This window comes from Aliinostoc maniaoense, assembly GCF_058172895.1.
Map to the genome: position 1 here is coordinate 313555 of NZ_CP187952.1, position 14873 is coordinate 328427.

Consider the following 14873-nt stretch of genomic DNA (forward strand, 5'->3'; position numbering starts at 1 on the left):
GGGTCATTATCCAAGAACAGATCAGGAATGAAAAAGCATTTATTAGTGTCACCACAACGCCGCGATGACCCAGAGCGACTCAAACCATACCCAGTCAAACTGATGCAGCATCAGGAAGAAACAGCCCAGAAGTTGGCGCAAAAAATTAATCACATCATTGCTAGTAGTCCATCGACAGCATTGATGCTGCCAGAAATTGCCAAATTGATCGGAACGGCCACTCATGTAGATTGTTGCTGCTTAGTAACAGTCACGAATGATGACTCAACTGAAGCTACAACTGCTAGTTGGTGTTCTGATCAATATCTAGGAATGCCCCAGCCAGATGGGCTATTCTCTGTTGAACAGTTAGTGCTGCAATGTGCAACTGAACCCTTCACCATTGAGGATATTGCAACAATTCGTAATAGTTTAATGATTGGCTGTCAACAGTTACCATTACCTATTAAATCGGTGTTAGCAATTCCTACCCGCTTTGGAGGGAAAAATAATGGTGTTATCAATCTGATTCAATTTCAATCTTATGATTGGGGAAATTCGGAAAAACAAATTCTCCACACGATCGCTTCATCCTGTGCGATCGCTTTTGCCCAAGTTACACAAACAGAGTTAATTTCCAACCAGCAGCAATACCTGCAAAAGAGCAATCAGCACCAAAGCTTAATCAAGCAATTAACTATACTTAGTCGGAGTAACTTGGAGTTAAATCAAATGCTCCAACTAGCCATAGCATCTACTGCTGAATCTTTACAAGCAGACAGGGGTTTATTAATTCTCCTTAAATATACAGATCCATTATTTAGAACGCGCTCTAAAAAACAAATTCCCCAAGCTAAAGCAGATGTTGTGGGTGAATGGTGTAGGAAAACTCCTAGTAAAACAGAGTCTTTAAATCAATCTTTCGCTTTAACTGACTGTGCTTTGTGTCAGCGAGCTTTCACTGAGGGCGGAAAGCCTGTCATTATCAATGACTACACAGATGTACAAGATTCTGCAACAGTTGCTCCCTTATTTGCAATTACACAATTGCCAGCCGTGCTGTTAATGCCTTTAGAAAATCAAGGTAGAATCTTAGGCTTTTTAGTCCTACAACAATCAACACCGCGCGATTGGCAACTAGCAGAATTAAATCTGGTGGAAATGGTTTGCGCTCAAATTAGCAACGCCATTATTCAATCAAACACACTACGGCAAGTCCAGACTTTAGTGGATGAGCGCACCGCCAAACTCCAAAGTAGCTTGGAACTACAAGCCAAACTCCACGAAAGAACACGGCAATATGTAGACCAATTGCGGGAGTTAAATCAGCTCAAAGACGAATTTATGAGCAATATTAGCGATCGCCTCCGCTATCCCCTGACAAATATGATGATGTCTATCAAGAATTTACGTTTGCCAGGGATCACAGCCGAACGGCAAGACAGATACTTAGATATTCTGGAAAAAGAATGTTCTAAAGAAATCAATCTAATCAATGACTTGCTGACTCTGCAAAAACTAGAGACGCAGCAAGAACCGCCACGCTATGAAAATATCAATCTCAACGGCAAAATCGAAGAACTGAGCAGTTCTTTGAGTGCAAAACTCGTAGAAAAAGGCTTAAGTATAAATTTAGACATACCCACTCAACCGTTAAAACTGCAAACCGAAGTAGAGAGTTTTGACAGAATCCTGCAAGAGTTATTAAATAATGCGTATACATACTCAGAGCGGGATACGATTATTCATCTGCACGCCAGTCACCAAGTTAATCAGTTAGTAGATCAAGTTATGATCAAAGTGACTAACACAGGACGTGGCATCTCCCAAGAAGAAGCAACCTATATCTTTGATAGGTTTCGTCGTGGTAGAGGCGGTCGTTGGACACCAGGTACTGGCTTAGGACTGGCTTTAGTCAAATCCTTAGTGCAGCATTTAAATGGAGCGATCGCGGTTGAGAGTACACCCATTCCTGATTCTCAACTGAGCGAAATCTGTTTTACCCTGACTCTGCCCCAATTTTCTGACGAGAACAAACCATATTCTGAAAGTGACTAACCAACAAACAACCACAGAGAACTTTCAAGTTGATCCCCATCTTGACCCGGATTTGGGTTTGGTTGCGGATACAGCTAATTTACCCCCAGTTGAAGTCCAAATCTCCAAGCTCGCCGAGCGACAAAGACAAATTACCGCTAAAGTGCAAATTCCCCATCCAGTAGAACAAGTCTGGAAGGTATTAACAGATTATGAAGCCCTCACTGATTTCATTCCTAATCTAGCCAAAAGTACTCTTTTAGAGCATCCTAACGGTGGGATTCGAGTCGAACAAATCGGCTCTCAGCGTTTACTCAATTTCAACTTTTGCGCCCGTGTAGTTTTAGATTTGGAAGAATGTTTCCCTAAAACCATCAACTTCCAAATGGTAGAGGGAGATTTTAAAGGCTTTTCTGGCTATTGGTGTTTAGAGCCTTATGTCCTTGATCAACTAATAGGCACTAATCTCTGCTACAGCATCCAAATTTGGCCAAAACTGACTATGCCCGTGACAATTATTGAACGTCGCCTCAGCAATGACCTCAAATCTAATTTGCTAGCGATTTACCAACGAGTCAATTACCTAGCAAATCAATAATATTGACTGTCGAAAATATTAGTTCCTACAGAAGTAGGACTGTAGGAACTAGTTCTTAAGTATACGTGAGACTCTCAAGTCTCTTTTCTTATAATTAGTACCCCCAGGGGAATTCGAATCCCCGTTACCTCCGTGAAAGGGAGGTGTCCTAGGCCTCTAGACGATGGGGGCATCAACCTCAGACCTTTTATAAGTTAACGGATTTTTCAGATAATGTCAATAGATTTGCTAAAAAAAAATTTTGATGTTCCTGTCAGGACTTTAAGGGGGCAGGGGAGCAGGGAGCAGGGAGCAGGGGGCAGGGGGCAGGGGAACAAGTATAGGTTTTTTACCAAGCAGTGAGTAATGACTCTCAGACTAACGAAATAATTATCGTTTTACTAACCCCTACACCCCTACACCCCCACACCCCTACACCCCTTACACCTGTCAGGCAGTGGATAGATGTCCTATGTTCAACAGCTTAGTACACAGTGAACATCTTTCATCTGGCAGATTATTCAGATATATCAACAGTTGTATTTTTTTTCGTGTTTAATACTCAGAATGTTATGCCAATTGTTCGTAAATTGTCACACTAGCTCACCAATATGGCGAGAAATAGAGTATTGTGAAAGACTACGTATGAAAAAAACTCTCAAGTCCACAAAGGATCAATGGTCTAATGTTGTACCCTGTAAAGGGAATATTCATTATTCTTTACAAAAGATTTTGAAATACATCGCTCAAAATCCATAGCATGGAAGCATCTTTTCAAGTCACCCTACAGATGGTAATCACCGTCGTTGCTGGTATTAGCGCCCAAGTATTGGCTGCATATTTTCGTGTACCCAGTATTGTCCTGTTACTACTAGTGGGTATTTTCCTCGGTTCTGATGGGATTGGGGTATTGCATCCCCAGTTACTCGGCACGGGATTGGAGGTCATTGTTGCTCTCGCAACGGCGATTATTCTGTTTGAAGGCGGACTAAACTTAGATTTACGCGAGTTAGGCAGAGTTTCCTTGAGCCTGCAATTACTCGTTACCTTGGGAACGCTGGTGACGCTAATTGGTGGCAGTATGGCGGCTCACTGGTTGGGTGAGTTTCCTTGGAATATCGCTTTTCTCTACGCCTCTATAGTCGTGGTGACAGGGCCAACGGTAATTGGCCCCCTACTCAAACAAATTAATGTAGATCGACAGGTTGCCACCTTACTAGAAGGGGAAGGGGTATTAATCGATCCCGTCGGAGCAATTCTCGCTTTTGTGGTGTTGGACACCATTGTTAATGGTGATGCTGACCCCATTAACGCCATTGTCGGGTTAATCATGCGCTTGGGTGTTGGTGCGGCAATTGGTGCGGTAGGCGGTTATGTGATGAGCCTGATTTTTAAACGTGCCAATTTTTTGTCGTTCGAGTTGAAAAATTTGGTAGTGTTAGCAGTCCTATGGGGTCTGTTTACCCTAGCGCAGATGATTCGCAGCGAATCAGGGGTAATGACTACGGTAGTGGCTGGAGCAGTGTTTGCTAACTCCTCTGTGCCAGAGGAACGCCTATTACGTAGCTTTAAAGGTCAACTGACCATTTTGAGTGTTTCGGTGCTGTTTATTTTACTAGCGGCGGATTTATCCATTGCCAGTGTGTTTGCTTTGGGTTGGGGCAGTTTATTCACTGTTTTGGTGTTGATGTTTGTGGTTCGCCCCATTAATATCCTGCTGTGTACCGGCAATAGTGACCTCAACTGGCGACAAAAGCTATTTTTAAGTTGGGTTGCGCCTAGAGGAATTGTTTCTGCTTCTGTGGCTTCTTTGTTTGCAATTTTGTTGACCAAACATGGTATCAACGGGGGTGATGCAATTAAGGCTTTGGTTTTCCTGACAATTATCATGACAGTGGTTTGTCAAGGACTGACGGCTGGCTGGGTTGCCCAATGCCTGCAAATTACCTCTCAAGAAGCTACAGGTGCAGTTATTGTTGGTTGTAATCCTTTAAGCCTTTTAATTGCCCGTTTCTTTCAAGAACGGGGGGAAAATGTGGTACTTATCGACACTGAGCCAGAATTTTTGGCTCAGGCGGAAGCTCAAAATATCAGGGTAATTGTCAGCAGTGCGCTGGATGCTGAGGTGTTGGAAGAAGCTGGGTTAGCTTCGATGGGGACTTTCTTGGCGATGACTAATAATGGTGAGGTGAATTTTGTGTTGGCGCAACGAGCCGCCGAGGAATTTCATCCCCCAAGGGTTTTAGCTGTTTTTCCCCGTGACCCGCAAGCTAATAATTCAACTAATAATAAAGTTAGCCAAGCTTTCGTCTCAGATTTGGCGATTAAAACTTGGAATGAGTATCTGAATGATGGGCGAGTCAAGTTAGGCACAACTACCTTGAATGAAGCCGAATTTGCGACTCAACAGCAACGTATCCAAGAAAGGATTCGGACTGGGGCTTTAGTGCCGTTGTTGGTAGAAAGAGAAGCTCGCCTCCAGATTACCCCAGCTAACCAAGAATGGGAAGTAGGCGATCGCATTATCTACCTTTTACATGACCCCAGACCGAATCTACTAAAACGCTTATCTGGTGCTAGTCAGTCTACACCTCTAGTTCTAGAAAAGTTGCCAGAGTTGGAAGAACTACCTTTAACAAAGTTGCCTCAACTTTCTGCCACTGATGCGGCTGTTAGTTGAATTTCCTCCCCAACTTGTTCTGTGTACATTTGCCGTTCTTGCCACATTAATGCTGCAAAATGCACCACCGCGAACAATATGGCAGCTAGGGAAATGATATAGCTGTGTAGAGTGTATAAATGCTCTACAGTAATACTGCTAATTGCTCCACCACCTGTGAGAATATCTCGCAGTTGTGAGCCAATTACTGGGATGGCTTGGATATTCCCTAGCTCAATGTTAAATCGCCAATAGCCTTCTTGAGTCCAATCCAGAATCATGGCTGTCCAATCTAGGGCGATCGCACTTAAGGTAAATAAAATACCACTTACCCAAGCAAATAGCCAACTCCGGCGAAATTGCCGCCCTAAAAACATCACTACAATTTGGATTAGTGCGATCGCAATCATGCCATTACCAGCTATATCATGCGCCCTATGGAATAGCCAACCATAGGCAACTTCTGTGTCAATCATTCTCAAAGAGTTATAAGCACCGCCTGCTGTGGGTTCGTAATAAAAAGACAGCAAGATGCCAGTAGAGATATAAATCAGGCACAGGGAAAGAATTACGACCGATAATATCGTTGCTACTCGCCGCAAAATCCTATCAAAATGGGTGCTTTGCATGGCTCACCCCTCCTGTTATGGGAGTAAATATGTATTTTTATTACAATATAACTAAGATTTATGAATATATCTATATTCGTTTTGCAAAAAATATACTTTTTTAAATTAAATACTGCGTCCAATTTGGTAACTTTTCTGGCGAACCATACCAAATTCCCGGACTTCTGGGAGAATGTCTAACACCTGGAATCACCAGATTTTCTGCACCAGGTAAGTGAGCGGCTGCAATAGGTGTAATTCCATCTCCCCAGGTATTACCTTCACCACAGGTTAATTGATAGCTACTGTAAGCGAACCAACTACCAAGCCGCCTTTCCCCAAAAATTGTTTTACCAGCGACGCAAACGTAACGCACGTTTTGATAAAAAGCACCAGGGTAATTATCATTGACAAAATCCAAATTCTGGCGAGTCCAACGCTCTTGGCTAGTGTGGGGTGTACCCAGGGTAATTAAAGTTGCCACTAAGGAATGAGCATTCCAAATATTAAGGGAGTAAGGCTTTTCTCCCAAGTAAATGCGGGAAATCCAACCGCCGGCTGAGTGTCCAACCAAATTAATTTGAGTCGCGTTATTTTTTTGTAATGCCTGTTGAACAGTACGATCAAGTTGTTGCAAAATTGGCGTGATTGGTCTACCGCCGATAGTAGGTATCCAGTCACGCCGCCGCAGTGGCACTGTGGAGGTGGGAAAACCTAACTCTTGGAGAGATATTTCTAATGGACGGTAGGCGATCGCACTTTCTAGATATCCCGGCACAATAACTATAGGTAATGGCATTTCAAGGCAAAATTTTAAAAGGGCATTTTTTAGAGAAATAGCCAAACAGGCAACATTTTCTCATGTGGTAGATATGGTAATATATGTCGGCTTGCCGATATTCCTCACCATAGCCAGAATTTCTGTTCACCAGTGCAACTACTAATCAATCTGGTATTTTGAGCAAATATACTTATGCACTTAGACTGATGCGATCGCGCTAACTGATCACTACCCTATGCTTAAGCTGGAATGGTGCAAGGCATGAATCAATTCAAAATTCAAAATACCCTGCGGGAACGCCTTCGCGCAGCGTCTGTCTACGACACGCTCCGCGAACGTAGAGAAGGGCGAACAAAATTCAAGACAGCTACTCACCATGTGAGCGGGGTTTCTACCTAACTTCTCTGCCAGTGCCGGAGGCTAGGGATAACTTGGATTTTTTCTTTAACTAGACGTTGCGCCAACGGCGCAGGAAGTTGATAAAAGTCTATAAATTAAAGAGTGTTTTGAGCCTCAACATGGGCAGATACGATTTTTTCCAGGGACGCATTTATTACAATCAAGATAATATTTCTTTGCTAGTCAACTGCAACCGAGCCGAGTGAACGATTAACAGCTATGTCTTACGTCTCCCTGATCAAAAATATACCAGAATTTCTCAGTCAACCAACTGGGATAGCCGCAATAGCCTCTGTTGGTATTCACGGTGCTATTGCATTGATTGTGCCATTGATGCCTGTAGATTCCAACCAACCAAAAGAATCACCTCCACAAAAAACTGTTGGAGTTTTAGAACTAAGCCAAGTAGACCAAAGTCGTCTACCACAAACTCCAGATACCAACACAGTTGCTCTACAGCCACAATTACCTTTATTACAAAATCAATTTCCGCAACAACCGCAACTCAATACCACACCAAATTTCAATACTCAGACGACGGTTTTACCTCCTCTACCACCACCTATAAATACACCGTCATCACTACCACCCCTGGCGACAATTCCACAGAATTATCGCATACCCTCTTTACCACAACGTCAGCCTTTACGGGTATCCCGCAGCAGAAGTTTTCAGTTTGATAATTCTACTTTCAATCCCGCCAATAATAAATTCGCCCGTGTCACTCCTCCTAGTTTTGATAACAAGGACATAGTTCCAGAATCTTCAAAACCTCTAGCAGTAGACAAATTACCAGAATTGAATGGGGCAGAATTACCCAGTAATTTGCCTCCTACTCCGCCTGTTGCTCCATCTGTGACTCCCCTACCTACTCCGGCTGCGACTGTGACACCAGATGCTAATCAAGCAAATACACAGCTTAATAATGATGCGGCTAAAGTAAATCCGATTACTAAGACTCCTAAAGTTGGAGAGGATCTAGCGGTTGCTACGCCAAGCATACCTAAAACAGAGCAAGGAAATACTCCAAACCTGCCTAATTTACCTGCAAAGCTCCGTGAAACTCGTGAAATTGCTCAGGTAAACTCATACGAAAGCTTGAGAAAAGCACTGGAGCAGCAATACCCCAACTCCCAAGAAAAAGCAGTTATTCGGAGTATCATCCCCACAGAAAAACCCGGTCTTGATAGGACATTGTTGGGTGTTTTAGTAGTAGATACAGAAGGTAAAGTTGTAGATATTAAGTTCCAAGACAGGTCAGTTCCCCCTGAACTGCAATTGAGAACAAGACAATATTTTGTTCGCAACACCCCTAAAAGTGATAAACAAATCAGTCGTTATCCATTTAGCTTGCGTTTTCAACATGGTGCTACCGTCACAGAGGAAACTAGCCCAGAAAAAACTCCGGGTGTAGTTATACCCAATGCAGCTACTACTCCAGGTGTCAACAATAAGCAACCTGCACCCCAACCTGAAGCCACATCTACGCCTGTACCACAAGTACAAACCGACAAAAAACAGCCTGTCTCAACTCCCAATGGCAAACCATCTTCTGAGCAGACTCTCAAGAAAGATGATTTATCATCTTCATTGGAATCTGGTCAACAATTGATACAAAAGTTACAAAATTTGCGTGAGGCTAGACAGCAAAAGCAAAATTCTCAATCCTCAAATGAGTAATGAGTAATGAGTAATGAGTAATGAGTAAATGATTACTTATTACCAGGACTTACGCAACTGGCATATTAGTAGGGTGCGTCAGATATCAAAAATCAGGTTATTGACAGTATTTAAGCCGTCTGACGCACCCTACAAGATATATTTAATGTGATCTAGGGGTCTTAAAGCCTTGAATTTACAATAAAATTTGTGGTGAGTAGTCTTATTTCCTCTGTGTAGAGGGGAAATACGACTACTCACCACTATTAATTTGCTTATTGCTTTTGGCTAATTTAGCTGTGAAGTATGGAAATCAAATGTTCTAGCCTTGAACAGTGAGTTTACCGACCATACCAGCACCGCGATGAGGTTCACAGTAGAAGGTGTATTCTCCAGGTGGAGTATCAGCTGCAAAGGTTGTTGTTTCTTTTTGACCAGGACTCATCATCAACTGTTTATGAGAGAGTGATTTAGCTAAATCAGCACTCTTAGCAGGGTTGAGGCCAGGATCAAAGACAACGTTGTGTGGAGGTACTTTATTATTTAACCATTCGATGGTATCTCCTGGTTTAATTGTCAACTTGGCTGGTTCAAATGCGAGCATTCCTTTATCAGTACCCAGTTTAACTGTGTAGGTTTCAGCCGCAGCACTAGGTGTAAAGATGGCAAAACTACTCACAACTAAAACAAGTGTCAATACAGCCAGGCTCAAGCGTCTCCAGCTTGCTGCAATTAATTTCATGGCGTTCTCCAAGAGAATATAGTTTTTATTTTGCTAATCTCATTGTAAATAAAATCAACGCCAAATATGACAAGTTGTCGTAGATAGATTTTTTTTTCTAAAAAAGTCCAAAATTCAGAGCAGAAATTTAACTTCAGAATTAAATTTTTATTTTTTTTAATAATTATTTTGCGCTTTTTATGCCTATCAAAAATTCTGAGTTCTGGATTCTGAGTTTTGGGGATAGTCGGAAGTAATTATGATATATTGAGTATAATTACTCAATATCATTCCTAGACTTGAGAACTCAACACTCAGAACTCAGCACTCAGAACTCAGCACGGGTTAAGCCCATGCTACGGTAAAAGCACTGGGTTTAGTAGTAGATTTTACCGCCGCCCCATTTGTCGCCCAGGATTTTTGGCTGTAGAAGGATATGACCTGCGATCGCTTCTAAGTCATCATCGGTCAGATTTCGCATTTCTGTGAAAATATCTGCGCTCTTGATGCTGGGGTGTAATTCAGAAATCTCCTCTTCACCGTCGTAGGTGGTGGGATTTTTCATGTAATCCACCAAACCTTCAACATTGTCACGCTTGGGTGTTGCCAAAGCCAACGCTTCTGGTTCAAGTCCCACGTTTTGGTTAGTCTTAGTCACACCGCCGACGTGACATTGGGCGCAGGCGTATTGAAATAAACGTTTGCCTTCTTTAACTTGTTTTAAACTGAGGGTAACATTATCACCCTGATCATTTAATTTTACTGTTCTGGTAGCTTTGTCCAGTTCCACTGCTGTTGCGCTACCGACAACTAACTGAAAAGTCAGTAGAACAGTAACCGCAACAACGCCAATGAGTCTTCTAAACATGTTTCCCCTTAAAGATTTTGACGCTCAACACAGCTAAGAAATTGATACTCAACCTCTACGGTTGACAAAGACACAAATTTGGCTACAGTCACACTGTAGTCTCCTGTTATCTCTGCGATCGCTAGGTTTGCAAACCCCATAATGCGTGTTAACTAACAGATAGAGATTGAGTCGCTGTAATACCAATATCACGTTAAGAGTGCAATTTGTTGCCCAAAATCTGGATTGGGGGATCGGGGGCTGGGGACTGGGGGCAGGGGGCAGGGAGGGAGGGGGACAAGGTAGACAAGGTAGACAAGGGAAGGGGGACAAGGAGCAGGGGGTAGGGGAGCAGGGGAGGCAGGGGAGAAATATTTACCCCAATGCCCAATGCCCAATGCCCAATGCCCAATGCCCAATGCCCAATGCCCATTTATCCCTTACCACCGGTGAAGGTGACGCTTTGGATGAGGTAGCGGTTGAAAAAGGCGTAAAGACATAGGGCGGGTAAAGTGAACACCATAGAGGCGGCCATGATGTAGTTCCAGTAGCTAATGTATTGCCCTTTGAAGGTGTTTAAGCCTAGGGGGAGGGTAAACATTTCAGGGTCAAATAAAATGACTACTGGCAGTAAAAAATTATTCCAACTGCCCATAAAGACGAAAACTGCTTGGGCTGCTAGGGCTGGTTTGGCTAAAGGTAAAATAATATGACGAAAAATGCCAAAGGTATTTAAGCCGTCTAGTTGCCCGGCTTCTTCTAGTTCTTTGGGAAAGTTCACAAAAAACTGGCGCATCATAAAGATAAAAGTGGCATTCACCATGCCAGGCACAATCATGCCTTGATAAGAATTGAGCCAACCTATGGCTTTTAAAATTAAAAATGTGGGTATGAGAGTGATTTGGATGGGGACTGCTAAGACTGCCAAAATCAGGAAGAACCAAAAGTTTCTGCCAGCAAATTGCAGTCTAGCTAGGGCGTAACCAGCCATTGAGTTAAAGAGCAAGTTTAACACTGTGACGCTGACAGCAATGAAGACACTATTGAATAGCCAGCGTAAAAATAGGGGTTCATTGAGGAAGATTTGCTGATAGTTTTCTAGGGTGAAATTTTTGGGAAAAAAATTAGGCTCACCACTGATAATTTCAGAGAGGGGCTTAAATGACGCAGATAACGCCCAGAGAAAGGGAATTAAGGTGATGATGGCATAGGTAATGAGAATAATGTATAAAAGTCCCTTGAGCCAGGGAAAACTAGAGATATTTTTCACCCTCGTTCACCTCCGAAAAGTTGTCTTTGCAGGATGGTGACGACGATGATGACTACGGCTAATAAAAATGCGATCGCAGCTGCATACCCCATCTGAAGATAGCGAAAAACGGTTTGATAAATCAACAGCACTACAGTTAAGGTGGCATTATTCGGCCCGCCAGTCCCACCAGAGAAAATATAAGATTGATCAAATAATTGAAAAGTACCAATTACGCCTATAGCAACTACAAAAAAAGTCACCGGTTGCAGTAAAGGAATAGTAATATAAATAAATTTTTGCCACCAATTTGCCCCGTCAATGTCTGCGGCTTCATAAAGTTTTTGGGGAATATCTTGCAAAGCTGCTAAATATATCACCATATAAAATGGTGCAGTAGACCAAATATTCATAATCATAATACCTTTGAGTGCCACTCTTGGATCACCCAACCAATTGTAAGTAGGTAGTCCTACAAAACTGAGAAAATCATTGAGTAAACCATCAGTGTTATAAATCCACATAAAGATGAGGGTTAATACTGCGGATGATGTGACTGTTGGCAAAAAATAGAGGATGCGCCACCAATTTTTACCACGGATACCAGAATTTAAAGTGACTGCTAAAACTAAAGCTAAAATTGTTTGGCTAGGTACAACAATCGCCACATATTCGGCTGTATTTTTCAGGGCAATACCCACTCTCCCATCTGTGAATAATCTTTGGAAATTACGCAAACCAATAAACTCATAATCAATACCGCCCAAAAGTTGAACTTTGTTCAGGGAAAGGAACACAGCATAGAAAATCGGCAGTAAGACAAAAGTTCCTAAAACCAAGATGGTGGGCATCATGAACAAATAACCTACAAGGCTATCTTGAATCTTCCACCTGCGGTTTCTCTTTGGTCTGTGTGTAAAAAACACCGCTACATCTCCGGTTGATTTTGGTTTACAACAATTGTAGCGATGAGTTTGCTGTTATTTGTAGATGCAATTTATCGAGTCTTTATCTGAAAATATTGGCTGGTTACGAAGGCTATTGATTTCTCTAGAGAAATTCCAGAAAGTAATCTTAAATAAATATCGGAATCCTATATATCTCTAAGGTATGAAATTAATGAATGTTTCTACCTTTCTTTTTATAGAGGAATAAATAAGAAATTTTGATTATATTCTGGGTATTAATAGTTTCACAATCCCCTTAGCTCCTAAAGATATTTTTTTAGGGGCTTTATTTAAATAATTACTAATTCATAATAAATTAACTTACTTACGAATTACGAATTATTTTATTGAGGTTACATAATATATGCAACTCAAGCCAATTAATGAACAGGTTGTATCAGTGGTTGGTGCTTCTAGTGGTATTGGTCGTCAAACTGCGCTGCAATTTGCTCAACGGGGAGCAAAGCTAGTTGTTTCAGCGCGTAGTCAATCAGGATTAGAATCTTTGGTGGATGAGATTCGGGGCTTCGGGGGTGAAGCGATTCCGGTTGTAGCTAATGTAGAAGTATTTGAAGAAGTGGAAGCGATCGCCAACAAAACGGGTGAAGTTTACGGACGAATAGACACTTGGGTACACGTTCCGGCGATTGGTTTGTTTGCTACTTTTGATCAAACCACCCCGGCAGAGTTTAAACACGTTATTGATGTGGATTTGATGGGTCAAGTATATGGCGCAATGGCTGCACTTCCCCATCTCAAGCGGGAGGGTAGAGGCGCGTTGATTCACATTTCCTCAATGGAAGGTAGGCGATCGCTACCCTATCAAAGTGCTTATTCCGCCGCTAAACATGGGGTTGAGGGTTTTGTGGAAGCGATGCGGCTGGAATTACAACATGAAAATTGGCCGATTAGTGTCACGAGTATCAAGCCAGCAGTGATTAATACCCCATTTTGGAATAATGGTTTAACGAAATTGGGTGTAAAACCAGCCGGGATACCACCTTATTATGATCCGCAGTTGGTAGCTGATGCTATTTTGTACGCAGCCGAACACCCAACCCGTGATTTTTTAGTAGGGGATGCGGCGAAAGCATTAGATATAGTGCAACGGATTTCACCATCGTTAGTAGATTCATTTTTGTTGCGGGTTGCGTTTCAAATGCAGCGCAGTTCTGAATCAAAATCAGAAGACGCAGCCAATAATTTTTACCAACCTGTTCCAGAACACGACAGAGTAAAAGGTGACTTTAGCAACCGGGTTATACCTAGTATTACTGATGCTATAGATAAAAATCCCTGGCTTCAGTGGGGAGCGATCGCAACTGGGGCTATCTTTGTTTTATTAGCAGCAAATACATTCAACCACAAAGGTAGTAGCTAATCAGTTATCAGTTATCAGTTATCAGTTATCAGTTATCCTGACTTTTTACGTTATGTGGAAAAGTTAACGTAAAACCTAACCCCCTAACCCCCTTCCCTACTAGGGAAGGGGGAATATGTAGAGACGGTTCATGAAACGTCTCTACATTATTTGTAGGGGAGAGGTACTCTACGAGAAGAGCTTCGCTCTATGGAGAGGGGTTTTTCAGAACAGGTGAAAAGTCAGATTAGTTATCTATGGCGTTTCATTTGATTTTACACTATCGGAATTAATCCTACCTTTTGATAGAGTAAAGCACACAATAATTAAGTTGAATAGTAAGAATCAAGTGTGGAAATAAGTTATACCAATTCTCTATGAAGTTGCGCCAAATAAATGATGTAGAGACGTTGCATGCAACGTCTCTACAGTACAGAATAAAGTGCATCTATGGCTACGCCAGGCAAGCTACATCAAGAAAAGGTATTAGTTACAAAGAGATTTAATATTCCTCCAAAAATTACATATTGCAAGGGAGAAAAGAGCAGATGGAAAATATTCAGGCGGCTAAAATTACTGAGCGTTACTGTGCGTTAATTATCGGCATTATCTTCTTAGTTGTAGGGTTAGCAGGATTCACTCCGGCTTTAGTTTCTATCCCAGGTACAAGTGAATCTTTTATTCCCGCCGATGTCGCGCCTAATGCTTACGCTGCTGGTTTTGGCTATATCTTTGGTTTATTTCCCACCAATTTTTTACATAACTTAGTACGTTGTGGTGTCGGGTTATGGGGGATAACTTCCTACACAAGTGCTAGCAGTAGTCGGATATTTAATCGGGCTTTTGCAATTGCTTATATTGTGTTAGCAATTATGGGATTGTTTCCCTTTGCAAAAACTTTTTTCGGCTTAATGCCTTTGTTTGGTAATAATGTTTGGTTCAATGCTTTAGCCGCGATCGCAGCTGCTTACTATGGTATTGTTATGCCTGCTAAGGTAGGAGGGGTGAATGTTTCACAAAATATCTCTTAGTCATTCGTAATTGGTAATG

Annotated in this window: 15 protein-coding genes and 1 tRNA gene; 8 read left to right on the plus strand and 8 right to left on the minus strand. The window is 42.0% G+C overall.

Features of this window, described 5'->3' with window-relative positions:
* The first annotated feature begins 27 nt into the window (after positions 1–27).
* Together ACPZ3T_RS01315 and ACPZ3T_RS01320 are read left to right on the plus strand one after the other, a co-directional pair.
* Complete coding sequence (locus ACPZ3T_RS01315) at positions 28–2037, plus strand: GAF domain-containing sensor histidine kinase (protein ID WP_490277086.1); 2010 nt, start codon at positions 28–30, stop codon at positions 2035–2037.
* On the plus strand, positions 2030–2614 hold the full coding sequence (locus ACPZ3T_RS01320; RefSeq protein WP_490273195.1) for an SRPBCC family protein: 585 nt from the start codon (positions 2030–2032) through the stop codon (positions 2612–2614). The genes ACPZ3T_RS01315 and ACPZ3T_RS01320 overlap by 8 nt, the downstream gene beginning before the upstream one ends.
* Before the next feature lie 98 nt (positions 2615–2712).
* On the opposite strand, the gene ACPZ3T_RS01325 is transcribed toward ACPZ3T_RS01320, so the two are convergent.
* Positions 2713–2785 (minus strand) — tRNA-Glu (locus ACPZ3T_RS01325).
* Positions 2786–2827: 42 nt separating this feature from the next.
* Here ACPZ3T_RS01325 and ACPZ3T_RS01330 point away from each other — a divergent pair.
* Positions 2828–2956 (plus strand): hypothetical protein, encoded by a 129-nt coding sequence (locus ACPZ3T_RS01330; protein WP_490273196.1) that lies wholly within the window; start codon positions 2828–2830, stop codon positions 2954–2956.
* Positions 2957–3353: 397 nt separating this feature from the next.
* On the plus strand, positions 3354–5273 hold the full coding sequence (locus ACPZ3T_RS01335; protein ID WP_490273197.1) for a cation:proton antiporter: 1920 nt from the start codon (positions 3354–3356) through the stop codon (positions 5271–5273).
* On the opposite strand, the gene ACPZ3T_RS01340 is transcribed toward ACPZ3T_RS01335, so the two are convergent.
* Positions 5240–5881: a cytochrome b N-terminal domain-containing protein gene (locus ACPZ3T_RS01340; RefSeq protein ID WP_490273198.1), complete on the minus strand. Its 642-nt coding sequence runs from the start codon at positions 5879–5881 to the stop codon at positions 5240–5242. The two genes, ACPZ3T_RS01335 and ACPZ3T_RS01340, sit on opposite strands and share 34 nt — an antisense overlap.
* A gap of 100 nt (positions 5882–5981) precedes the next feature.
* Positions 5982–6659, minus strand: a complete 678-nt coding sequence (locus ACPZ3T_RS01345) for an esterase/lipase family protein (protein WP_490273199.1) — start codon at positions 6657–6659, stop codon at positions 5982–5984.
* 600 nt (positions 6660–7259) lie between these two features.
* Between ACPZ3T_RS01345 and ACPZ3T_RS01350 the strand changes: the two genes are divergently transcribed.
* Positions 7260–8720: a hypothetical protein gene (locus ACPZ3T_RS01350; protein ID WP_490273200.1), complete on the plus strand. Its 1461-nt coding sequence runs from the start codon at positions 7260–7262 to the stop codon at positions 8718–8720.
* A gap of 301 nt (positions 8721–9021) precedes the next feature.
* Here the strand turns inward: ACPZ3T_RS01350 and petE are convergent, their stop codons facing one another.
* The 3 genes from petE to ACPZ3T_RS01365 form a co-directional block, all read right to left on the minus strand.
* Positions 9022–9441, minus strand: a complete 420-nt coding sequence (petE, locus tag ACPZ3T_RS01355; protein ID WP_490273201.1) for a plastocyanin — start codon at positions 9439–9441, stop codon at positions 9022–9024.
* A 355-nt stretch (positions 9442–9796) separates the two neighbouring features.
* Positions 9797–10288, minus strand: a complete 492-nt coding sequence (gene psbV / locus ACPZ3T_RS01360) for a photosystem II cytochrome c-550 (protein ID WP_490273202.1) — start codon at positions 10286–10288, stop codon at positions 9797–9799.
* A gap of 8 nt (positions 10289–10296) precedes the next feature.
* The gene (locus ACPZ3T_RS01365) at positions 10297–10428 is read right to left on the minus strand and encodes a hypothetical protein (RefSeq protein WP_490273203.1); all 132 of its coding nucleotides are present in this window, start codon (positions 10426–10428) and stop codon (positions 10297–10299) included.
* A 59-nt stretch (positions 10429–10487) separates the two neighbouring features.
* Here ACPZ3T_RS01365 and ACPZ3T_RS01370 point away from each other — a divergent pair, with 59 nt between their 5' ends.
* Positions 10488–10769, plus strand: coding sequence for a hypothetical protein (locus ACPZ3T_RS01370; protein WP_490273204.1), 282 nt, complete (start codon positions 10488–10490; stop codon positions 10767–10769).
* Here ACPZ3T_RS01370 and ACPZ3T_RS01375 read toward each other — a convergent pair.
* Both ACPZ3T_RS01375 and ACPZ3T_RS01380 read right to left on the minus strand, forming a co-directional pair.
* Positions 10701–11537: a carbohydrate ABC transporter permease gene (locus tag ACPZ3T_RS01375; RefSeq protein WP_490273205.1), complete on the minus strand. Its 837-nt coding sequence runs from the start codon at positions 11535–11537 to the stop codon at positions 10701–10703. The genes ACPZ3T_RS01370 and ACPZ3T_RS01375 overlap by 69 nt on opposite strands.
* Positions 11534–12370, minus strand: coding sequence for a carbohydrate ABC transporter permease (locus tag ACPZ3T_RS01380; protein ID WP_490273206.1), 837 nt, complete (start codon positions 12368–12370; stop codon positions 11534–11536). Before ACPZ3T_RS01380 ends, ACPZ3T_RS01375 begins: the two co-directional genes overlap by 4 nt.
* Before the next feature lie 457 nt (positions 12371–12827).
* On the opposite strand from ACPZ3T_RS01380, the gene ACPZ3T_RS01385 reads away from it, so the two are divergent.
* A complete protein-coding gene (locus ACPZ3T_RS01385; protein ID WP_490273207.1) occupies positions 12828–13844 on the plus strand; it encodes an SDR family oxidoreductase in 1017 nt (338 codons plus the stop codon).
* A gap of 527 nt (positions 13845–14371) precedes the next feature.
* Positions 14372–14854: a DUF4383 domain-containing protein gene (locus ACPZ3T_RS01390; RefSeq protein ID WP_490273208.1), complete on the plus strand. Its 483-nt coding sequence runs from the start codon at positions 14372–14374 to the stop codon at positions 14852–14854.
* Positions 14855–14873 lie beyond the last annotated feature (19 nt).

Excerpts from the sequence above, each read along its gene's own strand:
- petE (WP_490273201.1), bottom strand. The coding sequence starts at position 9,441 with ATGAAATTAATTGCAGCAAGCTGGAGACGCTTGAGCCTGGCTGTATTG.
- ACPZ3T_RS01345 (WP_490273199.1), bottom strand. The coding sequence starts at position 6,659 with ATGCCATTACCTATAGTTATTGTGCCGGGATATCTAGAAAGTGCGATC.
- ACPZ3T_RS01350 (WP_490273200.1), top strand. The coding sequence starts at position 7,260 with ATGTCTTACGTCTCCCTGATCAAAAATATACCAGAATTTCTCAGTCAA.
- ACPZ3T_RS01315 (WP_490277086.1), top strand. The coding sequence starts at position 28 with ATGAAAAAGCATTTATTAGTGTCACCACAACGCCGCGATGACCCAGAG.
- ACPZ3T_RS01385 (WP_490273207.1), top strand. The coding sequence starts at position 12,828 with ATGCAACTCAAGCCAATTAATGAACAGGTTGTATCAGTGGTTGGTGCT.
- psbV (WP_490273202.1), bottom strand. The coding sequence starts at position 10,288 with ATGTTTAGAAGACTCATTGGCGTTGTTGCGGTTACTGTTCTACTGACT.
- ACPZ3T_RS01330 (WP_490273196.1), top strand. The coding sequence starts at position 2,828 with ATGTCAATAGATTTGCTAAAAAAAAATTTTGATGTTCCTGTCAGGACT.
- ACPZ3T_RS01340 (WP_490273198.1), bottom strand. The coding sequence starts at position 5,881 with ATGCAAAGCACCCATTTTGATAGGATTTTGCGGCGAGTAGCAACGATA.
- ACPZ3T_RS01390 (WP_490273208.1), top strand. The coding sequence starts at position 14,372 with ATGGAAAATATTCAGGCGGCTAAAATTACTGAGCGTTACTGTGCGTTA.
- ACPZ3T_RS01335 (WP_490273197.1), top strand. The coding sequence starts at position 3,354 with ATGGAAGCATCTTTTCAAGTCACCCTACAGATGGTAATCACCGTCGTT.
- ACPZ3T_RS01380 (WP_490273206.1), bottom strand. The coding sequence starts at position 12,370 with ATGATGCCCACCATCTTGGTTTTAGGAACTTTTGTCTTACTGCCGATT.
- ACPZ3T_RS01365 (WP_490273203.1), bottom strand. The coding sequence starts at position 10,428 with ATGGGGTTTGCAAACCTAGCGATCGCAGAGATAACAGGAGACTACAGT.